At 63.7% G+C, this 22,564-nt stretch carries 21 protein-coding genes; 12 read left to right on the forward strand and 9 right to left on the reverse strand.

Features of this window, described 5'->3' with window-relative positions:
- Positions 1–62 precede the first annotated feature (62 nt).
- Positions 63–671, forward strand: a complete 609-nt coding sequence (locus tag N551_RS0112850) for an FMN-dependent NADH-azoreductase (RefSeq protein ID WP_027567317.1) — start codon at positions 63–65, stop codon at positions 669–671.
- A gap of 72 nt (positions 672–743) precedes the next feature.
- On the opposite strand, the gene N551_RS0112855 is transcribed toward N551_RS0112850, so the two are convergent.
- Both N551_RS0112855 and N551_RS0112860 read right to left on the reverse strand, forming a co-directional pair.
- On the reverse strand, positions 744–926 hold the full coding sequence (locus N551_RS0112855) for a hypothetical protein (RefSeq protein ID WP_027567318.1): 183 nt from the start codon (positions 924–926) through the stop codon (positions 744–746).
- Positions 927–1,103: 177 nt separating this feature from the next.
- Positions 1,104–1,877, reverse strand: coding sequence for an SDR family oxidoreductase (locus tag N551_RS0112860; RefSeq protein WP_027567319.1), 774 nt, complete (start codon positions 1,875–1,877; stop codon positions 1,104–1,106).
- Positions 1,878–1,998: 121 nt separating this feature from the next.
- Here N551_RS0112860 and N551_RS0112865 point away from each other — a divergent pair, with 121 nt between their 5' ends.
- Positions 1,999–2,466: a helix-turn-helix domain-containing protein gene (locus N551_RS0112865; RefSeq protein ID WP_027567320.1), complete on the forward strand. Its 468-nt coding sequence runs from the start codon at positions 1,999–2,001 to the stop codon at positions 2,464–2,466.
- A 167-nt stretch (positions 2,467–2,633) separates the two neighbouring features.
- Positions 2,634–3,188, forward strand: coding sequence for a flavodoxin family protein (locus N551_RS0112870; RefSeq protein WP_027567321.1), 555 nt, complete (start codon positions 2,634–2,636; stop codon positions 3,186–3,188).
- 271 nt (positions 3,189–3,459) lie between these two features.
- Here N551_RS0112870 and N551_RS0112875 read toward each other — a convergent pair whose 3' ends face one another.
- Entirely contained in the window at positions 3,460–3,699 is a 240-nt protein-coding gene (locus N551_RS0112875; protein WP_007603303.1) for a hypothetical protein, read from the reverse strand.
- 227 nt (positions 3,700–3,926) lie between these two features.
- Between N551_RS0112875 and topA the strand changes: the two genes are divergently transcribed.
- Genes topA through N551_RS0112900 form a run of 4 tightly spaced genes read left to right on the forward strand, consistent with a single transcriptional unit; the run spans position 3,927 to position 10,256 of the window.
- The gene (gene topA, locus N551_RS0112885; protein WP_027567322.1) at positions 3,927–6,686 is read left to right on the forward strand and encodes a type I DNA topoisomerase; all 2,760 of its coding nucleotides are present in this window, start codon (positions 3,927–3,929) and stop codon (positions 6,684–6,686) included.
- Between the two features lie 7 nt (positions 6,687–6,693).
- The gene (gene rnr / locus N551_RS0112890; RefSeq protein WP_027567323.1) at positions 6,694–9,045 is read left to right on the forward strand and encodes a ribonuclease R; all 2,352 of its coding nucleotides are present in this window, start codon (positions 6,694–6,696) and stop codon (positions 9,043–9,045) included.
- Positions 9,039–9,473, forward strand: coding sequence for a DUF983 domain-containing protein (locus N551_RS0112895; RefSeq protein WP_027567324.1), 435 nt, complete (start codon positions 9,039–9,041; stop codon positions 9,471–9,473). Before rnr ends, N551_RS0112895 begins: the two co-directional genes overlap by 7 nt.
- Positions 9,474–9,506: 33 nt before the next feature.
- Positions 9,507–10,256: an NUDIX domain-containing protein gene (locus N551_RS0112900; protein ID WP_027567325.1), complete on the forward strand. Its 750-nt coding sequence runs from the start codon at positions 9,507–9,509 to the stop codon at positions 10,254–10,256.
- Here N551_RS0112900 and N551_RS0112905 read toward each other — a convergent pair whose 3' ends face one another.
- Positions 10,257–10,817 carry a hypothetical protein gene (locus N551_RS0112905; RefSeq protein WP_027567326.1) on the reverse strand — a complete coding sequence of 187 codons (561 nt, stop codon included), beginning with the start codon at positions 10,815–10,817 and terminating at the stop codon, positions 10,257–10,259.
- 215 nt (positions 10,818–11,032) lie between these two features.
- On the opposite strand from N551_RS0112905, the gene N551_RS0112910 reads away from it, so the two are divergent.
- From N551_RS0112910 to N551_RS0112930, 3 genes are all read left to right on the forward strand, one after another.
- A complete protein-coding gene (locus N551_RS0112910) occupies positions 11,033–12,358 on the forward strand; it encodes an LLM class flavin-dependent oxidoreductase (RefSeq protein WP_027567327.1) in 1,326 nt (441 codons plus the stop codon).
- 124 nt (positions 12,359–12,482) lie between these two features.
- The gene (gene rpmG / locus N551_RS0112915; RefSeq protein ID WP_007603295.1) at positions 12,483–12,650 is read left to right on the forward strand and encodes a 50S ribosomal protein L33; all 168 of its coding nucleotides are present in this window, start codon (positions 12,483–12,485) and stop codon (positions 12,648–12,650) included.
- A gap of 1,034 nt (positions 12,651–13,684) precedes the next feature.
- On the forward strand, positions 13,685–14,932 hold the full coding sequence (locus N551_RS0112930) for an acyltransferase (protein ID WP_027567329.1): 1,248 nt from the start codon (positions 13,685–13,687) through the stop codon (positions 14,930–14,932).
- Between the two features lie 219 nt (positions 14,933–15,151).
- Here N551_RS0112930 and N551_RS0112935 read toward each other — a convergent pair whose 3' ends face one another.
- Together N551_RS0112935 and N551_RS0112940 are read right to left on the reverse strand one after the other, a co-directional pair.
- Positions 15,152–16,996, reverse strand: coding sequence for a caspase family protein (locus tag N551_RS0112935; RefSeq protein ID WP_027567330.1), 1,845 nt, complete (start codon positions 16,994–16,996; stop codon positions 15,152–15,154).
- 207 nt (positions 16,997–17,203) lie between these two features.
- Positions 17,204–18,442, reverse strand: a complete 1,239-nt coding sequence (locus N551_RS0112940; protein WP_027567331.1) for an MFS transporter — start codon at positions 18,440–18,442, stop codon at positions 17,204–17,206.
- Between the two features lie 129 nt (positions 18,443–18,571).
- Between N551_RS0112940 and N551_RS0112945 the strand changes: the two genes are divergently transcribed.
- The gene (locus N551_RS0112945) at positions 18,572–19,180 is read left to right on the forward strand and encodes a TetR/AcrR family transcriptional regulator (protein WP_027567332.1); all 609 of its coding nucleotides are present in this window, start codon (positions 18,572–18,574) and stop codon (positions 19,178–19,180) included.
- Positions 19,181–19,628: 448 nt separating this feature from the next.
- On the opposite strand, the gene N551_RS37915 is transcribed toward N551_RS0112945, so the two are convergent.
- A complete protein-coding gene (locus tag N551_RS37915) occupies positions 19,629–19,787 on the reverse strand; it encodes a hypothetical protein (protein WP_155809657.1) in 159 nt (52 codons plus the stop codon).
- 461 nt (positions 19,788–20,248) lie between these two features.
- On the opposite strand from N551_RS37915, the gene N551_RS39255 reads away from it, so the two are divergent.
- On the forward strand, positions 20,249–20,482 hold the full coding sequence (locus tag N551_RS39255) for a hypothetical protein (protein ID WP_245287767.1): 234 nt from the start codon (positions 20,249–20,251) through the stop codon (positions 20,480–20,482).
- A 287-nt stretch (positions 20,483–20,769) separates the two neighbouring features.
- Here the strand turns inward: N551_RS39255 and N551_RS0112960 are convergent, their stop codons facing one another.
- Complete coding sequence (locus N551_RS0112960) at positions 20,770–22,143, reverse strand: PleD family two-component system response regulator (RefSeq protein ID WP_027567334.1); 1,374 nt, start codon at positions 22,141–22,143, stop codon at positions 20,770–20,772.
- Positions 22,144–22,157: 14 nt separating this feature from the next.
- On the reverse strand, positions 22,158–22,523 hold the full coding sequence (locus N551_RS0112965; RefSeq protein ID WP_007611272.1) for a response regulator: 366 nt from the start codon (positions 22,521–22,523) through the stop codon (positions 22,158–22,160).
- Positions 22,524–22,564: the final 41 nt, after the last annotated feature.

Raw genomic sequence — 22,564 nt, forward strand, 5'->3', positions numbered from 1 at the left:
GCGGGGATTTCGATAGTCACTCATGTAGCTCTGGTTACAAACATATACCAGGGTGATCCCGAATGAAACTCCTCCACATCGACTCCAGCGTGCTCGGCCCCCACTCCGTTTCCCGGCAGGTCTCCGCCGCCATCGTCGACCGTCTCAGGCAGGCGACACCGTCGCTCGACATCGTCTACCGCGACCTGACGCAGAGCCCGCTCGCCCATCTCTCCGGTTCGCATCTGGCGGCCGCGCAAGGCGCGCCTGCGCCGGCGGAACTCGGCCCCGACCTCGCCGCTAGCAAGGCCGCGCTGGACGAATTCCTTGCCGCCGACATCGTCGTGATCGGCGCGCCGATGTACAATTTCACCATTCCGAGCCAGCTCAAGGCCTGGATCGACCGGGTCCTGGTGGCGGGGAAGACGTTCAGCTACGGCGCGAACGGACCGCAGGGCCTTGCCGGCGGCAAGCGCGTGATCTTCGCGATCTCGCGCGGGGGCTATTACGGCGCGGGCACGCCCGCCGCGTCGCTGGAGCACCTCGAAAGCTATCTGCGTGGCGTGTTCGGCTTCATGGGCATCCATCATCCCGAATTCATCAGCGCCGATGGCATCCAGGTCGGGCCGGAGCATCGCGAGAAGTCGCTCGCAAGCGCGCTTGAGGCGGCAACCAGCCTCCGCGCGGCCTGACGCAACGCGCACATCGTCAGCCGCCGCAACATCGCTTGCGGCGGCTGATCGACCGGTGCGCGGTCGGCGAAGCTAAAACCAGGCGCCCTGAATGCCGAGGATGACGGCGACGAGCGAAACGAACAGGCCGATGCCGGAGAAAAGAGCGACCCCGATGAATTCGGAGGTGTCGGAACGCTTGGCGGGAATGGTGGAGTTATCGGTGTAAATACGCGGTGCTGAAATCGGGGAAATAATACGAGCTGCCTTTGGCATATCGGGCTCCCTTGAAAATGAGTCTTCGTGACCCCCTGCCCGTAAAAGTGTCTTGGCAGCGCAAGCGAAGGTTCAACGCCTCACGCAACGTTCAGAAAATACAGCTCGCGAGAGGTGGGAACCGGTCGGCGCAACCGGTTTGCGTGCGCCGACCGATTCAATTTTCACTTCAATTGATCAGCCGCGATAGATCGGCGCGCCGCTCGGCGAGGCGACTGCGCCGCCGTCGACGAAGATTTCCTGGCCCTGCACATGCGCGGAATCGTCGGAGGCGAGGAACAGCACCGTCTTCGCGACGTGATCTGTTTCACCAATGCGCCCCAGCGGCGTCGTCAGCGCGATCCGCTTCTCGAACGCCTTCTCGGCTTCGGGCGTCGCGGTCGCAGGTCCCCAGATCGGCGTGCGGATCGCACCTGGCGCGACCACGTTGACGCGAATGCCGCGCGGCGACAGTTCTGATGCCATGATCCGCGCCATCGCGCGCACGCCGGCCTTGGCGGCGCCATACGCCGAATAGCCGGGAATGCCGAGCACGGAGATCACCGAGCCGCTGAGGATGATCGAAGCGTTGTCGTTGAGATAAGGCAGCGCGGAATGCACGGTGAAGAACACGCCGGTCAGATTGGTGCTGATGACCTTCTCGAAGACCTCCAGCGTGGCCGACCCCAGCGGCGTGCCGCCGGCGATGCCGGCATTGGCGAACACGATGTCGAACTTGCCGAACTTTTCGGCGCCCTTCTTGATCGCAGCTTCGGTCGCCGCAATGTCGGTGGCGTCCGCGGCGAGCGCGAGCGCGTTCGGCCCGAGCTCCTTCGCGGCCGCCTCGAGCGTCTCCTTGTTGCGCCCGGTGATCACCACCTTGGCGCCCTCGGCCACGAACAGCTTTGCCGTTGCCAGCCCAATGCCGCTATTGCCGCCGGTGATCAGGGCCGTCTTGTTCTTCAGTCTCACGTTCGCCTCCAGTGGTTGCATCATAAAACTATGATTGCCATCTAGGCTATCTGGTTTTAAGATGCAACCACACGAGCGCGTGAACGGCGACTGGACCGTGCGATCGCGAAAGGACCGGACCATGGTGAAACGAACGAGCTTCGAGGGGGATGCCTGCCCGATCGCACGCTCGCTGGAGGCGATCGGCGACTGGTGGTCGCTGCTGATCATCCGTGAGGCGCTGTTAGGCCTGCGCCGCTTCGGCGAGTTTCAGAACAAGCTCGGCATGGCCAAGAACATCTTGTCGGCCCGGCTGCGCGCGCTGGTCGACCACGGCATCCTGACCACGGCCCCCGCCTCCGACGGCAGCGCCTACCAGGAATATGTGTTGACGGAAAAGGGCCGCGGCACTTTCCCGATCCTGGTAGCCCTGCGGCAATGGAGCGAGGAATTCGACGATCGGCCGTCGGAGATCTCGACCATCCTGGTCGATCGCGAGAAAGGCCGCCCGGTGAAGAAGCTCGAGCTACGCGCCGAAGACGGGCGGCTGCTGACGCAAGCCGATACCATGCTGAAGCCGCGGCCAGCGCCGCGACGGCGGTCGGCCTAGTAACGTCGAACTGCCACCACCCCGTCATTGCGAGCGCAGCGAAGCAATCCAGACTGCCACCGTGGAAAGACTCTGGATTGCTTCGCCGCGCTCGCAATGACTGCGTGGGGACTTGTACAAAACATCGACGGCGTCAAAGATGGCGAGACACAGCAAGTGGCACCACGATGCCCCTCCTCGCCATCGTCTATTTTTCCATCTCAGGCACCACCGAGAAGCTGGCGCACGCGGTCGCGCGCGGTGCGGATGGCATGGCGGATGTCACGCTCTGTCGCATCACCGGCGGCGATATCGTATCAGGCCGGTTTAAGAATGAGAGCTTGCTGGAGACGATTGACGGCGCTAGCGCCGTTGCGTTTGGCAGCCCCACCTACATGGGCGGACCGGCCGCTCAATTCAAAGCGTTTGCCGACGCTTCAAGCGATCGATGGAGCCAGCAACAATGGGCCAACAAGATCGCAGCAGGATTCACGACGGGCGCCTGCGCTGGCGGCGACCAACTCCACACGCTGTCCTACTTTTCCATTCTGGCCGCGCAACACGGCATGCTCTGGTGCGGACTGGATATTCCGGGTGGCGAGGACCCGAGCGGTCGGAATCGTTTAGGCAGCCAGCTTGGCTTGGCAACACACTTGATTGACGGCTCGTTGCCTCAGAGCGACCTCGGCACGGCCGAATATCTCGGTCAGCGATTGGCCAGAATGGCAAGCCGCAACGGCTAACCTCACCCGTCATTGCGAGCGAAGCGAAGCAATCCAGAGTCCGCGGTGCGATTCTGGATTGCTTCGCTGCGCTCGCAATGACGACTTTGGTGCAGCGTGCTCCAATCTCTCGCCGTCATCCTGAGGTGCTCGTCCTGCAAAGCAGGGCGAGCCTCGAAGGACGACAGCCCGGCTGCATCCCGGCCGCTCATCCTTCGAGGCTCCCGGCGCGATGCTTTGCATCGCGCCACTCGCGCCTCAGGATGACGGGTCTGATACTCGCCGGGTGCCCTCACGACAGCTTGCGCTTGCTCCGCAGCCGCAGATGCTCGTCGGCCTCCAGCTTGGTCATTCCCAGGAGATAATGCAGCACGTCGAGCTTGTGCCGCTCGGCAAGCTTGCGCAGCGCCCCGACCTGCTCGGCGATGAAGGCGACCGCCTCCTCGACGCCGCCCTCCCCCGGTTCCTCGTGACGCGAGCCTCCCGCCGCGCGCGATGCGGCGCCCGCCCGTTTCTTTCCTGGCTTAGTCACCAGCCCCCACCCGAATCCATGCCCCGCGGAAACATTACGCCGACATCGGCCGCAACTCAAAGGTGGTATTTTGCAACTTTCTCGATATGAAACTTTTCCCATCGGGATGGCTTTCAACACCCCTCGATTTGACAGCGACGGCCTCACCACCCATGTTCGGGACGAAAGGGCCGACCCGAATCTCATCGAATTCGGCCCCAAATTTCCCCATAAGTTACTGGAACTACATGAATATCGTCATTGTGGAGTCGCCGGCGAAAGCCAAGACGATCAACAAGTATTTGGGCTCGTCCTACGAGGTTCTGGCCTCGTTTGGCCATGTCCGCGACTTGCCGGCGAAGAACGGCTCCGTCGATCCCGACGCCAATTTCAAGATGATCTGGGAGATCGACCCCAAGGCGGCCGGCCGGCTCAACGACATTGCCAAGTCCCTCAAGAACGCTGACCGCCTGATTCTCGCCACCGACCCTGATCGCGAGGGCGAGGCCATCTCCTGGCACGTGCTGGAGGTCTTGAAAGAGAAGCGCGCGATCAAGGACCACAAGATCGAGCGCGTGGTGTTCAACGCCATCACCAAGCAGGCGGTCACGGACGCCATGAAGCATCCGCGCCAGATCGACGGTGCGCTGGTCGACGCCTATATGGCGCGCCGCGCGCTGGACTATCTGGTCGGCTTCACCCTTTCCCCCGTGCTGTGGCGCAAGCTGCCGGGTGCCCGCTCGGCGGGCCGCGTGCAGTCGGTAGCGCTGCGGCTGGTCTGCGACCGCGAGCTCGAGATCGAAAAGTTCGTTGCCCGCGAATACTGGTCGCTGATCGCGACCCTGCTGACGCCGCGCGGCGACGCCTTCGAAGCCCGTCTCGTCGGCGCCGACGGCAAGAAGATCCAGCGCCTCGACATCGGCACCGGCGCGGAAGCCGAAGACTTCAAGAAGGCGCTGGAAGCAGCCGCCTACGCGGTGACCACGGTCGATGCCAAGCCGGCCCGGCGTAATCCGCAGGCCCCCTTCACCACCTCGACGCTGCAGCAGGAAGCCAGTCGCAAATACGGCTTTGCGCCGGCGCACACCATGCGCATCGCGCAGCGGCTCTATGAAGGCATCGATATCGGCGGCGAGACCACCGGACTCATTACTTATATGCGTACCGACGGCGTGCAGATCGACCCGTCCGCGATCACCCAGGCCCGCAAGGTGATCGGCGAGGATTACGGCAACGCTTACGTTCCGGACGCGCCGCGCCAGTACCAGGCCAAGGCCAAGAACGCCCAGGAAGCCCACGAAGCGATCCGGCCGACCGACATGTCGCGCCGCCCCGATAGCATGAGCCGCAAGCTCGAGTCCGATCAGGCGAGGCTCTATGAGCTGATCTGGAAGCGCACCATCGCGAGCCAGATGGAATCGGCCGAACTGGAACGCACCACGGTCGACATCACGGCGAAGGTTGGCGGCCGCACGCTGGACCTGCGCGCCACCGGCCAGGTCGTCAAGTTCGACGGCTTCCTCGCACTTTATCAGGAAGGCCGCGACGACGAGGAGGACGAGGACTCCCGCCGCCTGCCCGCGATGAGCCCGAATGACGCGCTGAAGCGGCAGTCGCTCGCCGTCACCCAGCATTTCACCGAGCCGCCGCCGCGCTTCTCCGAAGCCTCGCTGGTCAAGCGCATGGAAGAGCTTGGCATCGGCCGGCCCTCGACCTATGCCTCGATCCTCCAGGTCCTCAAAGACCGCGGCTACGTCAAGCTCGAAAAGAAGCGCCTGCACGGCGAGGACAAGGGCCGGGTCGTGGTCGCGTTCCTCGAAAGCTTCTTTGCCCGATACGTCGAATACGATTTCACCGCCAATCTGGAAGAGCAACTCGACCGCATCTCCAACAACGAGATCTCCTGGCAGCAGGTGCTGAAGGATTTCTGGACCGGCTTCATCGGCGCGGTGGACGAGATCAAGGATCTGCGCGTAGCCCAGGTGCTCGACGTGCTCGACGACATGCTGGGCCAGCACATCTATCCGCCCCGCACCGATGGCGGCGACATCCGGCAATGCCCGAGCTGCGGCAACGGCCGGCTCAATCTGAAGGCCGGCAAGTTCGGCGCCTTCGTCGGCTGCTCGAACTATCCGGAATGCCGCTACACCCGTCAGCTTGCCGCCGACGGCGAGGCCACGGCCGATCGTTCGCTCGGCCAGGACCCTGATACGGGTCGCGATGTCTGGGTCAAGGCCGGCCGGTTCGGCCCCTACATCCAGCTCGGCGAGCAGAAGGATTATGCGGAGGGCGAGAAGCCGAAGCGCGCGGGCATTCCGAAGGGGACTTCTCCGGGAGATGTCGAGCTCGAGCTTGCGCTCAAGCTGCTGTCACTGCCGCGCGAGATCGGCAAGCACCCGGAAACCGGTGAACCGATCACCGCAGGTCTCGGCCGCTTCGGGCCGTTCGTGAAGCACGAGAAGACCTATGCCAGCCTCGAGGCCGGCGACGAAGTGTTCGACATCGGCATCAACCGGGCCGTGACGCTGATCGCGGAGAAAATCGCCAAGGGCCCGAGCCGCCGCTTCGGCGCCGATCCCGGCAAGGCAATCGGCGACCATCCCACCCTCGGCACCGTCACGGTGAAGGGCGGCCGCTACGGCGCCTATGTCACCGCCGGCGGCGTCAACGCGACGATCCCGAGTGACATCGAGAAAGACGCCATCACGCTGCCGCAGGCGATCGCGCTGATCGACGAGCGCGCGGCCAAGGGCGGCGGCAAGAAGCCGAAGAAGGCGGCGAAGCCCGCCAAGGCCAAGAAGGCTGCGGCCAAGGCCGCCGACGGCGATGACGCCGCGCCAAAAACCAAAAAGCCGGCCGCGAAGAAGGCGGCCAAACCCAAATCCGAATCCACCAGCAAGGCGCGCGCCGCCGTGTCGTCGACGGCCAAGACTTCGGCCATCAAGACGTCGCCGACCAAGGCAGCTGGCGCCAAAGCTCCGGCCAAGAAAAGTGCCGGCACCAAATAGAGGCTAAGTGAAACGCAAGAATGACCGTGGCTTTCCCGACAGGGCAGCCATCGTCGCCTTCATCAAGGCAAATCCCGGAAAGGTCGGAACCCGCGAAATTGCGCGCGAGTTCGGCCTGAAGAACGCCGACCGCATCGAGCTCAAGCGCATGCTGCGCGAGCTCGCCGACGACGGGCTCGTCAAGAAAAAGCGCCATACGATTTCAGAGCCGGACAGCCTGCCGCCGACGCTGGTCGCCGACATCACCGGCCGCGACACCGACGGCGAGCTGGTGGCCTCCCCCACCGAATGGGACGAGGTCGAAAGCGGCGAACCGCCAAAGATCCTCATCACGATGCCGCGCCGGCCAAAACCCGGCACCGCGGCCGGCGTTGGCGATCGCGCGCTGCTGCGGGTCGAGCGCTCCGACGAGACCGAAGGCCCGGCCTATCGCGGCCACATCATCAAGGTCTTCGACAAGACCAAGAGCCGCATCCTCGGCGTCTTCCGCAGCCTGCCCGAGGGCGGCGGACGGATCATCCCCGTCGACAAGAAGTCCGCCGACCGCGAGCTGAACATCGCGCCGACCGAGACACACGGCGCGCAGGACGGCGATCTCGTCAGCGTCGACATCATCCGCTCGCGCGGCTTTGGGCTGGCATCAGGCCGGGTCAAGGAGAAGCTCGGCTCGGTCAAGTCGGAGAAGGCGATCAGCCTGATCGCGATCTACGCGCACGACATCCCCCTGCAATTCCGTCCCGCGGCAGAGCGCGAAGCCGAAGCGGCGGAGCCGGCCAATCTGAAGGGGCGCGAGGACTGGCGCGACGTGCCGCTGGTCACCATCGATCCGCCGGATGCCAAGGATCACGACGACGCGGTGCACGCGCAGCCGGATCCTGATCCCAACAACAGAGGCGGCTTCATCGTCGATGTCGCCATCGCCGACGTGAGCTTCTACGTGCGGCCGGGCACCGCGCTCGACCGCGACGCGCTCGACCGCGGCAACTCGGTCTATTTCCCCGACCGCGTCGTGCCGATGCTGCCCGAGCGCATCTCCAACGATCTGTGCTCGCTGGTGCCGGGCGAGCCGCGCGGCGCGCTCGCGGTGCGGATGATCATCGCCCCGGACGGGCGCAAACGCTCGCACAGCTTCCATCGCATCCTGATGCGCTCCGCAGCCAAGCTGAACTACGCCCAGGCGCAGGCCGCGATCGACGGAAGGCCGGACGACACCACCGGCCCCCTGCTCGATCCGATCCTGCGGCCGCTCTATGCGGCCTATGCCTGCGTCAAGCGCGCGCGAGACGAGCGCGATCCGCTCAATCTCGATCTGCCCGAGCGAAAGATCCTGCTCAAGCCCGACGGCACGGTCGACCGCGTCGTCGTGCCCGACAGGCTCGACGCGCACAAGCTGATCGAGGAGTTCATGATCCTCGCCAATGTCGCGGCAGCCGAGATGCTCGAGAAGAAGTCGCTGCCGCTGATCTACCGCGTGCATGACGAGCCGACCCTGGAAAAGGTCCACGCGCTCGCGGAATTCCTGGCGACGCTGGACGTTCCGTTCGCGAAAGGCGGCGCGCTGCGCCCCGCTCTGTTCAACCGCGTGCTGGCGCAGCTCGAAGGCCACGACCACTTTCCGCTGGTGAGCGAGGTCGTGCTGCGCGCCCAGGCGCAGGCTGAATATTCCTCGGAGAATTACGGTCATTTCGGCCTGAACCTGCGCCGCTACGCGCATTTCACCTCGCCGATCCGCCGCTATGCCGACCTCGTCGTGCACCGCGCGCTGGTTCGCGCGCTCGGGCTTGGCGAAGGCGCGCTGCCCGACACCGAGACGCCGGAAACCTTGAGCGAGGTCGCAGCCCACATCTCGGTCACCGAGCGGCGCGCGATGAAGGCGGAGCGCGAGACCGTCGACCGCCTGATCGCCCATCACCTCGCCGACCGCATCGGTTCGAGCTTCCAGGGCCGCGTCTCCGGCGTCACGCGCGCCGGCCTGTTCGTCAAGCTCGCTGAGACCGGCGCCGACGGCCTGATCCCGATCCGATCCCTCGGCACGGAATATTTCAACTATGACGAGGGCCGGCACGCCCTGGTCGGCACGCGCAGCGGCACCATGCATCAGCTCGGTGATGTCGTCGACGTCCGCCTGATCGAGGCAGCTCCGATCGCGGGCGCGCTACGATTCGAGCTGCTGTCATCGTCCGGTGAGTCCGCGCCGCGGAACCGCAGGGGATCCGGTCCGCAACGCCGCCCCTCGTTCAAGGCGCATCCCGGGCGCAGTCCCGACAAGAAGCGCAAGCCGGACAAGCCGAAGCCCGGCAAGGGCAAAAAGGCGAAGGGAAAAAGCAAAGGCAAGGGTCAGAAGGGTAAGGCATGGTGAGCACAACCCCGAAGATCTGGACCCGCGAGACCGCCCTCGTCGAGAAGCGCGACGTCTTTGCTGCGATGAAGCGCGGCTTTCGCGGCCGCTGCCCCCGCTGCGGCGACGGAAGACTGTTCCGCGCCTTCCTGAAGACCGCGGACAATTGCTCGGTCTGCGGCCTCGATTTCACCCCGCATCGGGCCGACGATCTGCCCGCCTATCTCGTCATCGTCATCGTCGGCCATATCGTGGTGCCCACCGTCCTCTGGATCGAGACCAATTACACCACGCCGGTCTGGATCAGCTTCGCGGCCTATCTGCCCTTTACCTTCGTCGCCTCGCTGGCACTGCTGCAGCCGGTGAAGGGAGCCGTGGTCGGATTGCAATGGGCTCTGCGCATGCACGGGTTTGACGAGAACCCGACGGATGGTATTCCGCCGGTGTAGGCAAAATAAACAAGAAGCAGTTTGGGTGAGGACATGACGGATACGTCGCAGGCAGCCGACAAGGCCAAGATCCACGAGGGCAAGGAAGCCGACCATCATCCCTATTTCCGCCCGCGGGATGCGGCGACATTGATCCTGGTCGATCGCAGCGGCGCCATTCCAAAAGTCTTGGTCGGCAAGCGCCACGACAACGTGGTGTTCATGCCCGGAAAGTTCGTCTTCCCCGGCGGCCGCGTCGACAAGGACGATTATCGCGTGCCGTGCGCGGCGCCTGTAACCGCCGAGCTGGAAGCCAATCTCGCCAAAGGCAGTCCGAAGACGCCGGCCTCTCGCGCGAAGTCGCTGGCGATTGCCGCGATCCGCGAGGCCTGCGAGGAAACGGGTCTCTGCCTCGGGCGCAAGGCCGAAGGCAAGGCCAAACTCGAAGGCGCCTGGAAACCGTTCGCCGATGCGGGCCTGTTGCCCGACCCCTCAAGCCTGTTCCTGATCGCGCGCGCGATTACCCCGCCCGGCCGCGTCAAGCGGTTCGACACGCGCTTCTTCACGGCGGACGCCTCCGCGATCACCCATCGCGTCGACGGCGTGATCCATGCCGATGCCGAGCTTGTCGAGCTGGTCTGGGTCGAGCTCGGCTCGAAGCCGCTCGCCGATCTCCATCCGATGACGCGCAACGTGCTCAACGAGCTCGACGCGCGCCTCGCCACCGGCCCGCTCCGCCATGATGCACCGGTGCCGTTCTTCCATTTCTACGGCGGCAAGATGCAGAAGGACATTTTGAGCTGATCAGTTTGTGACGTCCGCATCGTCCGCATCAGGCTCGGTGCCGACATAGTCGCGCGCGGGAACGTTCAGCACTCGCCCGAGCTCGCTGGCGAACCGACTGGCTTCCTCGCGCTTGGTGAAGCTCATCAGCGTGATCGGCTCGGTCCCTTTGTTGCCGCAGAGATTGACATCGTATGTCGTCAGCGCCGGATCGTCCTCGTCGGTAATGCTGATGAAATGATAATCGGCGAGATCGCGATGGTTGCGAAAATTCAGCGGGCCGAACTGCCTGGTGATGACGATCTGGCGCAGCGTCTCGTTCAGAACGACGAAGGTGCGGAAGGTGAGCAGGATGATTCCGGGGATGCCGACGAGCAACCCGAGTCCCGTGAACACCAGCACCGGCATGAGATCATCGGCGAGCCGGCCAAAACCGGAGAAATCCTGCCGCAGGCCGAGCGCGACATTCCACAGCAGATAGAAGCTCGCCGCCAGCAGCGGCAATGACAGCAGCCGCCCGACCCAGGGCATGGGCCGGTCGATGCGGACGATGCGCCCGTCCACGGTCATTGCACCTGCCATCGAAAGTCTCCTCGGGAGCGAAAGTCATGGCTTGGTCGGAGTGAGCCGTGGATCGGTTCGATGGGACTCCTCCGTCGTTCCGGGCGTGGCCCGGGATGACGCGAATGTGCTGAGCTGACATCGAAAAACAAAATAATCTTCCCGCCTCCCCCGATGGCGGAGTTCCGCGGCGTGCCTATGTCTTCCGGAACGACACCAAAAACGGATACCGGGCGATGGCACAACGGCAACTCAAGCTTGGCGCGTTCATGCGCCCGATCAGCATCCACACCGGCGCCTGGCGCTATCCCGGGGCCTGGCCCGACGCCAATTTCAACTTCAGCCACATCAAGACGCTGATCCAGAAGCTCGAGGCCGGCAAGTTCGACGCCTTCTTCATGGCCGATCACCTCGCCGTGCTGAACATGCCGGTCAATGCGCTCAAGCGCAGCCACACGGTCACCTCGTTCGAGCCGTTCACGCTGTTGTCGGCGCTCTCGGCCGTCACCGAGCGGATCGGCCTGATCGCGACGGGCTCGACCACGTTCGACGAGCCCTATCACGTCGCGCGGCGCTTCGCCTCGCTCGACCATCTCAGCGGCGGCCGTGCGGGCTGGAACATCGTCACGACCTCGAACCCGGATGCAGCGCTGAATTTCGGCCTCGACGACCACATGGAGCACGCCGAGCGCTACAAGCGCGCCCGCGAGTTCTACGACGTCGTCACGGGCCTGTGGGATTCCTTTGCCGATGACGCCTTCGTGCGCGATGTCGAAAGCGGCGTGTTCGTCGATCCCGCCAAGATGCATGTGCTCGACCATCAGGGCAAATATCTGAAGGTGCGCGGTCCCCTCAACATCGCCCGCCCGGTTCAGGGTTGGCCGGTGATCGTACAGGCCGGCGCCTCCGACGACGGCAGGCAGCTTGCGGCAGAGACCGCGGAGGCCGTCTTCACCGGCGGTGGCAGCCTTGCCGACAGCCAGAAACTCTATGCCGACATCAAGGGCCGCATGGAGAAGGTCGGCCGCGATCCCGAACACCTCAAGATCCTCCCCGGCGCCTTTGTCGTGGTCGGCGACAGCGTCGACGAGGCCAGGGAGAAGCGCGCGCTGCTCGACAGCCGCGTGCATTACGACAGCGCCATCGCCTCGCTCTCGGTCGTGCTCGGCACGGATGCCTCCGGTTTCGATCCGGATGGACCGCTTCCCGAAATCCCCGAGACCAATGCCAGCAAGAGCGGTCGCCAGCGCATGGTCGACCTCGCCGCCCGCGACAAGCTCACGGTGCGCCAGCTCGCTCAACGCGTTGGCGGCTATGGCGGGCTATCCTTCGTCGGCACGGCCAAAACCATTGCCGATCAGATGGAGGAATGGCTGGTCGGGCGCGGCTCCGACGGCTTCAACATCATGTTCCCGTTCTTGCCCGCCGGCCTAGACGATTTCGTCGACAAGGTGGTGCCGGAGCTGCAGCGCCGCGGGATTTTCCGCAAAGAGTATGAAGGGCCCACTTTGAGAGAGAATCTGGGCCTGCCGCGGCCCAAAAACTGGTTCTTCGAGGCGTAATCGGGCCGATTTGGGCGGTTTTCGACCCCTAAAATCTTGACATCAGGCCGTTTCTGGCTAGGTTGCCGGCCAACGCGGGCCATTTGGCCGGCTCCAGATTCCCTTCATTCCTGAGGTTCTGAACATGGCCAAAGCGGTCACCATCAAGGTCAAGCTCGTGTCCTCGGCCGACACCGGCTTCTACTACGTCGCCAAGAAGAATTCGCGCACCATGACCGACAAGCTGGTCAAGAAGAAGTACGACCCCGTCGCGCGCAAGCACGTCGAATTCCGCGAAGCCAAGATCAAGTAAGATCGCGGAACGTAGAAGACTTTCGCGGGGCCCCTTCGGGCCCCGTTTTATTTTGGCCCCTCTCGCGTGTCCCGGATGCGCAGCAGCGCCCCGTGGACGTGACGCTGCGCTGCGTCCGGGGCACGAGGGCTGAGCTCGGCACAGCGAGTCATCGCCAGATTTTGTTCAACCCTCGGTTGCTCGCTTCCGAATGTATGTTAGCGTGCACTTGCCGGGCGGGAATGTCCGTCCGGCTTTGGAAGGACATGGTCATGAGATTCTCATCAAGCCTTGTCGTGCCTTCAACCATCGCTGCCTTGTCAACAATCTTGCTGTGCGCGCCGGCAGCGTCGCAAATCCCAACCGGCTCCGCCGCCACGATTCCCCCCGTCACGGTCGACGCGCCGAAACGGGTGGCAAGGCCGCACGTGTCGGAGCGGGGAGCAAACACAATTGCGCCGCGTCGGACTGTATCAACAGCTCGAACCCCAACCGCCCGCACGCCTTCGTATGCGCCGGGTTCTGTGATGGGGAGGATTGCCGGCCTGGAGAAAGTCGCCAGCAGCTGCAACGGTGGCTGTGCGTCAAGCTTCCCAAGCGGCAAGGATCCGTGGGTTGGATGCAGCGAGTCAGGCGGCAACATAGACTACGGTCCTTTCTCGCCAACCTGCCGCGACACCATCACCCACAAATCCTACCTGGATTGCGTCGACACCAGGACGTTCCTGGGCGACAACCGAAACAAGGCCCACTGGTTGTGCAGCAGCCTGGCCGCCGGCAACAGGTTTAAGGTCGCCGATCTCAAGCGATCAGCACGCACGCGTTAGTCCATCCTCTCCGCAGTCCTTCTGTTGCGATCGAGCTTCAGCTCACTCGTGTCCAGACCCGGACGCAGCGCGTGGCGTTGCGTCCGGGCATGAGAGCAGGGTTACGTGACTAACCCAAAGATCCTGCGCATTTCGACCACGACGGACCAAGTGTGACGCACCTCGCAGAGCGCCTTCACCACCTCCGATATCTCCAGCGGGATCGTTGCATGAACCTGGTCCATTCCCGTGAAGAGCCATTTGCCGTTGCTGGATCCGCTGCGCTTCGCCGCCGCCCTCGGCGTCGCCATGTTTCACCAGATGTTCTGGTCCTGGGCCTGGACCTCGATCGGCGTCCCCGGTTTCGAGCGCACTGTCGCCGCCGATGTTCTCTACCCGTCCGCCGCGCCCTACACGTGGTTCGGCTGGGTCGGCGTCGAAATCTTCTTCGTCATTTCCGGTTTCGTCATCGCGAATTCCGCGAGCACGTCGTCGCCGGGCGGATTTCTTCTTGGTCGCGCCCTCAGGATTTATCCGGCGGTCTGGGTTTGCGCCACCGCGACCTTCCTCATTCTGCTCCTCTTCGGGAGCGGACCGGCATCCGAACTCATTCTGCCCTACGTCCACGCCATGCTGATGGTCCCCAAGGGAGTCACAGGTCAGTGGCTTGACGAGGTCTACTGGACCCTGGCAGCCGAGACGGCATTTTATGGTCTCGTGTTCTGCGCGATGCTCACCAAGAAGGTCACCCTGCGGCACCTCGCCTGGGGTCTCACCATCTACAGCGCAATCTTCAATGCCGTCGCGCTACTCGTGCTGTCATGCACGACGCCATCCGACTTGCCTTATCTCGTCATTCTGATGTTCCGGGTGCCGTGCGCGGCATTCCTGCTGACGCATGGCTGCTTCTTTGCGCTGGGGATCTGGCTGTTCATCTCCGCGAACAGACAATTGACGGCGCTCGAACAGGTCGCAATTGCCATCACGTGTCTATCAGGCGCGGCGGAAATCTACTTCTTCGCCTCGTTCTTCTTGACGTCCATCCCCGCCATCTCGGATCAATCGGCTCTCGTGCCGATCATGGTCTGGGCTGCTGCAGTGCTCCTCATTGCCATCGCCGCGAAGCGGAGCAGGCGCTCTGCGGGCAAAGCTTCTCCTGAAACACCAGCCTATTTGAGAACGCTCGGACTGATCACCTATCCGCTCTATCTCACGCATAACGTCATCGGCACCGCGATCATTCGTGCCCTGGTCGATGCCGGCTGGGATGCCACCTCGGCCGTCTGGATCGCGCTGGGCCTGCTTGTCCTGGTCTGCTGGGTCATCTGCGCGAAGGTCGAGCCCGCCGTCAGATCCGCCTTTATGCAAACGCTTTTGTATTTCGGAAAACTACCGGAAAGGCGGCTGGCAACCAGACGCCCGGCGTTGGCTCGTGGACTGCGCCTTCGCCCCGTTGTGGCGAAGCCGACCAAGGGACGATTGCAAGCAGCAACGTGATGGCAATTCTCATTAGAGCATGAACCGCGGACAGCGATGTGACATGCGACGTCTTTTGCAATGTCCCTACCAGACGTGCCAAAAAGGAAATCGTATAGCTGGCCGCGCGGCGGATGATCTGCCGACGTGCCGCGCGGGGACTACTTCAACGTCGTGCCGAACTGAATTGCCTTGCCTGGAAAGCATTACCATTTACCGCGCGCTGGAATGCGCGGAGAATCAGTTGCAGACCTCTTGGTTCATGCCCCAGCTCCCGGGCCCGTGCTTGCCTTGTTGATAGACCTCAAGATGACAACCTGGGCGAACCGGCCTGCAGCCAGCACCGTTGCAGACCATTTGTCCGCTCCTTTGCGCTACGGGTTTGGTCGACTTCCCACTCTGCTGCCGGGCGTCTTCTCGTGTCGTCGACTGGTCGCGCGTCGCAACGGGCTTCCTGCTATCCGTCTTCTCGCATTCATTCTCGGCATTGACGCGATAATCGGTACGGCAGTTGATCTTTACGCAGACTTCGCCATCCGGCTTGAAGCCGTGCTCGCAGACCAGCGGACAGACCCGACCGGGCTTGGCTTTGATAGCGTCCAGGACGTCGAAGGTCGCGAGCTTGGCTTCAAACTTTGTTCCAGCGTACTTGTTGAAGGTCAACAGCGACCGCTGGGACGACGCATTCCAGTCGCCGTCCGCAGCAGCGGATAGACATCCGACCCGACGTAGCTCGGACTGGATCAGCTTCGCTGTTTCCTGGGGGGGGTGGCTTGGCTCTGCAGAGGTTGGCGCGATGGCAGCGACCTTCTGGTTGGCGCTTTCCTGCCCCTTCTCCGTTGGCAGCCTAGCTGCGAGTTCGGCTGCCGATTTGTCTTCGGCGATCTTATCAGCGAGTGCCTTATCGGCGCTCTGCTTGGCGGCGAGTGCCGTGGCGGCTGCCTCGGCGTCCTTCCTTCGCTGTTCGGCGGCGGCGGCTCTCGCCTCCTCGATCTGCTTGGCTCTCTCGGCGACAAGACGGGCATCCTCGGCGGCTTTGGCTGCGGCTGCGGCCTTCTCCTGCTCCGCCTTCTTGGCGCGAGACGCGGCGAGCCGCGTCTTTTCCTCTTCGGCTAGGCGAGCCTTCTCTGCTGCGGCAGCGCGGGTTTCCTCGGCAGCAATCTTCTTGAGCTGTACCTTCGCCAAATCTGCGTAGTAACCGTCCGGAAATGCTCTTAGAAACGCTTCCCATCCGTCGCGGTCGCCGGCCTGGAGCGCGAGTTCATAGTCCCTGCGAACGGCATCCAGTGTGCTCGCCTGCGGAGCCGTGACGACTGGCTTTGCCGGCACCAACGGCACGTCATTTCCACCGAGCGAGCCGTAAACGTAGGGCTCCTGCTTGTAGCCGGTATTTTTGAGGACATCGTCGCGAACAAAGCCAAGAGCTTTGCGCAGGTCCAGCCCGGGGATCGGCAGACGCTCGACCAGCGCGGTCGCGAACGGGCTGTTTTTCCAGTCGCCATCTGAGGCGGTGGAGCCCGCTTTTGCGGCAAAGGCGATCATCGTGTTCGGACTAGCCGGCTCAACCTTGGCAAGGCCGCGACCAATCGCACGCGCCGCCACCGTGCGCTTCATGGTCTTGGCAAATGGGTTATCGCGGCAGGCATCGAGGATGACGAGACGGAGCTGCCTAGCCGGCTCTATGGCGAAGAGCACCCGGTCCAGCGGAAAGGTCTCATCTAAAACGTCGGTGTCGGTCTCTAGCGCGGCGTCAGTGGGGATCAGATAATTATTACCATCTAGCTCGATACCGTGGCCGGCGTAGTAAATGACGGCGACATCGGAATCGCGCGCCTTAGCGCCAAACTCGCGAAGCGCCTTCCGCATGTCCACTACGGTTAGGTCGAGCTTGATATCAACAACGTCGAACCCGGCCTTACTGAACATGCCCCCGACCAGGGCGGCATCGTTCACGGGGTTGGCGAGCCTTGGTACACTCTTGTAGGTAGAGTTCCCGATCACCAGCGCGACCCGTCGCTCGGCATGTGCTGAGCCGCAAGCGAGCCAGATGAAAAGAAGAAATGAAAACCAGCCAAAAGCCTTCATCGCCGCCCCGAATATAAGTGGTCAGCCTAAGTGGAGTTCGGGGAAAAACAAGCCGCGTCTCTGTGACGTCTGTCACGCTCCATATCCTTCCGCCGCGCCCGCTCTGCGACGGACCGTCAGCAACGGGTCACAAGCGGCCGATCACGACCAACCAGCGCGGCGTCCGCTGTAAACTTCAAAGCGGACGCCCATGAGGACACGCCCAGCCTACGCCGTCCGTAACACCGGCGCCGGCGGCTGCGACGGCCGGATCAGCGCGAAGGCGACCTGGATGATGCCGCCGGCAAGCCCCAGTGCGACGCCGATGCGCCAAGCCATCGTGTACGAGCCGAGCGCGTCGTAGAGTACCCCTCCCCCATACGCGCCGAGGAAGCTGCCGATCTGGTGGCTCATGAAGGCGAGGCCTTGGATCATCGCCTGCCAGCGCAGGCCGAACATCTCGGCCACCGCGCCCGCGACCAGCGGTCCCACGCCCATCCACAAGAAGCCCATGATCGCGCCGAACAGCAGCGTCGAGGCAGGCGTTGCCGGCAGCATGAAATACCAGGCCAGCGCCAGCGAGCGCAGGACGTAGATGCCGCCGAGAAGCGCGAGCTTGTTCCAGCGCTGGCCAGCCCAGCCGAAGAACAGCGAGCCGAGCACGTTGAAGCCGCCGATCATGCCGAGCGTCTGCGCGCTCAGCATCGGATCGAGGCCGCAGATCGCGAGATAGGACGGCAGGTGCGTGGTGAGGAACACGAGCTGCATGCCGCAGACGAGATAGGCGCAGGTCATCACCACGAACGACGCATTGCCGAAGGCGGTCTTCGCCGCGATCATGGCCGTGGCATCGACGATCTCGTCAGTCGCGGGCTTCGGCAGCGGGACCGCGTCAACGCGCCCGGCATACCAGGCCGCCGGGATCATCAGCACTGACATCACGACGAAGCCGGCGAGCCCGACGCGCCAGCCAAAGCCCTCGTTGAGCATCTGCCCGAGCGGCGCCGACAGCAACGCGCCGAGCGAGCCCGCGCCGGAGACGATGCCAAGCACGGTGGAACGCACCGTCGCGGGTACCGCGCGCGCCGCCACCGACATCGCGATTGCCGCCGCGGTGCAGGCGAGCGAAGTGCCGATCAGCACGCCGGCGCCGATCATGATGGCGACGAGACCGTTCGCGGTTGCCATCAGCACCAGGCCCGCGATGTACATGAATGAGCCTACAATCATGATCGGACGGAAGCCGTAGCGCGTGGTCATCGCGCCGGCGAGCGGCTGGAGAAAGCCCCAGGCGAGGTTTTGCACGGCCAGCGCCAGCGTGAAGTCGGAGATCGACAGATGGATGTCGTGGGTCAGCGGCTGCATGAAGATGCCGAGGCTCTGCCGCAGCCCCATGCTCAGCGTCAGCATGATCGAGGCGCCGATCAGGATGGGCAATGTCGGGCGCAGGACCTGCAACAGGGGCATTTTCGTCTCCCTCACCGGCGCGGCGCGAGCGCCGTCGTCTGCAATATCGGTTGATTTTGGTTACACAGACCTGTGTACTTAGGCTATGGATAGCGTGCACTGTCAAGCCAACAGGACATTCACCGCCGCATGGCTCCCCCGCCGGCCCCACAGACGATGAAAGAGCGGATCCTCGCGACCGCCGACAAGCTGTTCTATCTGCAGGGCATTCGCGCCATCGGGGTCGACACCATCGCGGCCGAGATCGGCATCTCCAAGCGCACGCTCTACAACCACTTCCCCTCCAAGGACGCGTTGATCGCGGCCTATCTGGAGCGCCGCTTCGTGCAGCCGCGCCCCTCCGACAAGCCCCCGGCCGAGCAAATCCTCGCCACCTTCGATTCGCTGGAGCGCCGCTTCGCCGCAAAAGATTTTCGCGGCTGTCCGTTCGTGAATGCGGTCGCCGAGCTTGGCCCGGCGGACCGCGCCGTGAAGAAGATCGCCATCGCCTTCAAGGAAAGCCGTCGCGTCTGGTTTCGCGACCGCCTCAACGAGCTCGGCGTTGCGAACGCGGAAGCACTCGCAACGCAGCTCGTGCTGCTGGTCGACGGCTCCATCGCGCAGGACCTCGTCCGCGACGACCCCGCAATGGCGCGTGCCGCGAAGGAAGCGGCGACAGTGTTGCTGCGGAATGCCGGGGTGGATGTGGGAGATGAGGCTGCTGTGAAGCCAGGCAGGCGGCCGGTTCGGCATCCCTGAAGCAGCTGCAAGATCATAACCCGGTTCGCTCGCCGCAAGAAGTCTGGATCGGAAAGCACGCACCGCAACATCCGTTTGCCGTGCTTCACCTTCGATCTCTTGAAGCGAGTGGACTGAAAGGAACCATCGTCATTTCGGCGTCGTTGACCTTCTTTACACCGGAGAAGGTCATGAACCGAAAATCGCTTCTTCTTACAGCCGCGCTGTCCTTCGCTGTTGCCGCTCCCGTCTTCGCACAAGGCGGCGGCGGAGGTGGTGGTGGCGGAGGCGCGGGTGGCGCGGGTGGCGCGGCCGCGAGCGGCGGCGCCTCCGGATCATCCGCGAGCTCAGGCGCAGGTACTGGCACGTCTGGGGCCGCCAACGGAGGCCCCTCGGCGCCATCCGGCATGGGCACAAACGGAACTTCCACCGGCGCTCACACCAACAACTCTCCAACCAACCCGAACGTTCAACCCCCCACGCCGAACGGAAATACCGCCAGCACACCGGCCGCGCCGAGCAGCTCCGGCGCGGGCAACACCGCGTCCGGGTCGACACAGACGGGCACGCCAAACGGGACCGACAGGTCCGGCATCACGGCAACCAACGGTGCCAATAGCGACAACAAGGCTCAGATCAGCCCCGCGGAGCAAGCAAGGACGGGGATCAAGACGCTTCCACAGGATCAAACTCCAGGAGCCGTCAGTGCGCCGGGCGTTGGTGTCGGTCATGCGGCGAACGGCTTGCCGATCGGCACGCCCGGGTCGGGGACCAGCAACGTCGATCAGAAGTAACCCGGACTTTCTCCATCTCCACAGGGCCCGCTACGGCGGGCCTTTTCTGTGACGTCCTGAAGGGAGTGGAAGGCCTAGGGCTGCGAGGGCGAGAAATGGCGTAAACTTGGCATCAAGCACCCCTGCCGATACACTGGTTTCTTTTTGGGGCGCGCCCATGATTAGATTTTCGTCGTTGCTGCCATTTTCACTTCTGATCATCTGTAGTCCGGCCGCGGCCGACGAGATGAAGATCCAATTCGCGTTTGCACCTCCCCGGCCCTGCACCACCGTCTTTCCAAATCCCGAAATCAAGATGAAAAGTGTTCCCCCCGGCACGCGCACGATCGTCGTCAGGTTTCGCAGAGAGAAGAACTACGAGATGGGCGGCCAGGAGATCCCATTCCCCTCAGATAACATCGTGAAGCCGGAGAGCTTACGAACCTGGGGCCCCTGCAATTCCGGCCTGTACACTTACGAGATCATCGCAAAGTCCAGCACGGGCGCGGCTCTGGCCAAGGCAGAATGGTCGGAGCCGTATCCTCCCTGACTTGAAGGGTGGACGCCCGCTTGTCCGGACGCGGCGTGCCGAATTCCGCGCCGGAGCCTGTCATCGGGCTCGCCGAAGGCGAGACCCGGTGGCGGGGAATGACGGCTGAGTTCGTGGGGCGTTCGGGATGTTAGCAGCATGCTCCTGTTTTGCCCGACGAGTCAAACGGCGTTGGCGGCTGCATCAGCCATTTTGCCACCCGCGTAAGCCATTGATCCGACTAGCGTCGGCTACTGTGCATGGGGTTGTTTTCGCGATTTTTTTTGCGCCGGCCGGTGCGAGCGGCCTCACGCCGCGTGCGACACCACGCGATTGCGGCCGTCGTGCTTGGCGCGGTAGAGCGCGGTGTCGGCGCGCTTGAGCACGTCGCCAACCGCCTCGCCCTTCTGCTCCAGCGTGGTCAGGCCGATCGAGATCGTGACCTCGATGCGCTTGGTGCCCTTGTGGATCGCAAAGGGCTCGCCGGCGATCGAGCGGCGCAGGCGCTCGGCGACCATGCCGGCGACGTGGAGATCGGTCTCGGGCATCACGATGACGAATTCCTCGCCGCCGTAGCGACAGGCAAGGTCGATGCCGCGGATCGACTTGCGGACCCGCACGGCGAATTCGCGCAGCACGTCGTCGCCGGCGTCGTGGCCGTAATTGTCGTTGATCGACTTGAAGTAGTCGATGTCCAGGATCATCAGCGCCAGCGGCTTGCCGCGGGTTGCGGCCTGCTCGGCCAGCGTCGCGAGATGGCTCTCCATGTAGCGGCGATTGTGCAGCCCGGTGAGCGCGTCCGTGATCGCCATCTCGATCGAGTTCTGCACGTTGTCGCGCAGATGGTCGGTGTAGCGGCGGCGCCGGATCTGGGTACGGGCCCGCGCCAGCAGCTCGATCTTGTCGATCGGACGCAGCAGATAGTCGTTGACGCCGATCTCGAGCCCACGCAGCAGCCGCGTCGAGTTCTCGGGGTCGGCGATCGCCAGGATCGGCACATGCCGCGTGCGCTCCAGCGAGCGCGCCTGGCTGCACAGCCGAAGGCCGTCGAAATTGTTGAGGTCGAGCGAGACGATCAGCAGATCGTAATTGCCCTCGGCGGCGTGGAACAGCGCCTCCGTCGGGTTCGGCTCGACATCGATGGTGTGCTCGGCGGCGAGGATCGTCGCCAGCCGCTCATAGGAAGACTGGCGGTCGTCGACCAGCAGAATGCGGCCGCCCTTGCCGGTGTCGGAGATTGCACTGCGCTCGGGTGCCTGCATGCCGATCTCGAGCGAGGTGATGGCGCGCATGCGCAGCTCGTCCGTCATCATCTTCAGCCGCGTCAGCGAGCGCACGCGCGCGATCAGCACGACATCGGAGACGGGTTTTGTCAGGAAATCGTCGGCGCCGGCCTCCAGCCCGCGGTTGCGGTCGGCCGGGCTGTCGAGCGCGGTGACCATCACGACGGGAATGTGATGCGTGGCCGGATCGGTCTTGAGGCGGCGGCAGACCTCGAAACCGTCGATGTCCGGCATCATGACGTCGAGCAGGATGATGTCGCATTCGGCGCGGGCGCAGATCGCCAGCGCCTCGGTGCCATTGGCGGCGGTCATCACGTCGAAATATTCGGCGGACAGGCGGGCTTCGAGCAGCTTGACGTTGGCAGGGACGTCGTCGACGACGAGAATACGCGCGGACACTGTGAACTCACTTCCTATCCGATGAAACGTCGGACCGTCTCAATGAATTTGCCGACCGAGATCGGCTTGGACAAATAGGCCTCGCAGCCGCCCTCGCGGATGCGCTCTTCATCGCCCTTCATCGCGAACGCCGTGACGGCGACGACGGGAATATTGCGCAGCTCCGGATCGTCCTTGATCCAGCGCGTCACCTCCAGGCCCGAGACCTGCGGCAATTGGATATCCATCAGCACGAGGTCGGGCCGCATCTTGCGAACGAGGTCGAGCGCCTCGTAGCCGTTGCTGGTGCCGGTGGTCTGGTAGCCGTGCGCCTCCAACAGGTCGCGGAAGAGCTTCATGTTGAGCTCGTTGTCTTCCACGATCAGGACGGTCTTAGCCATCCCGCCCTCCTGATTGGTCCGCAGACCGATGCATGTGACGC

The sequence above is a fragment of the Bradyrhizobium sp. URHA0013 genome (assembly GCF_000518345.1).
Taxonomy (GTDB): Bacteria; Pseudomonadota; Alphaproteobacteria; order Rhizobiales; family Xanthobacteraceae; genus Bradyrhizobium.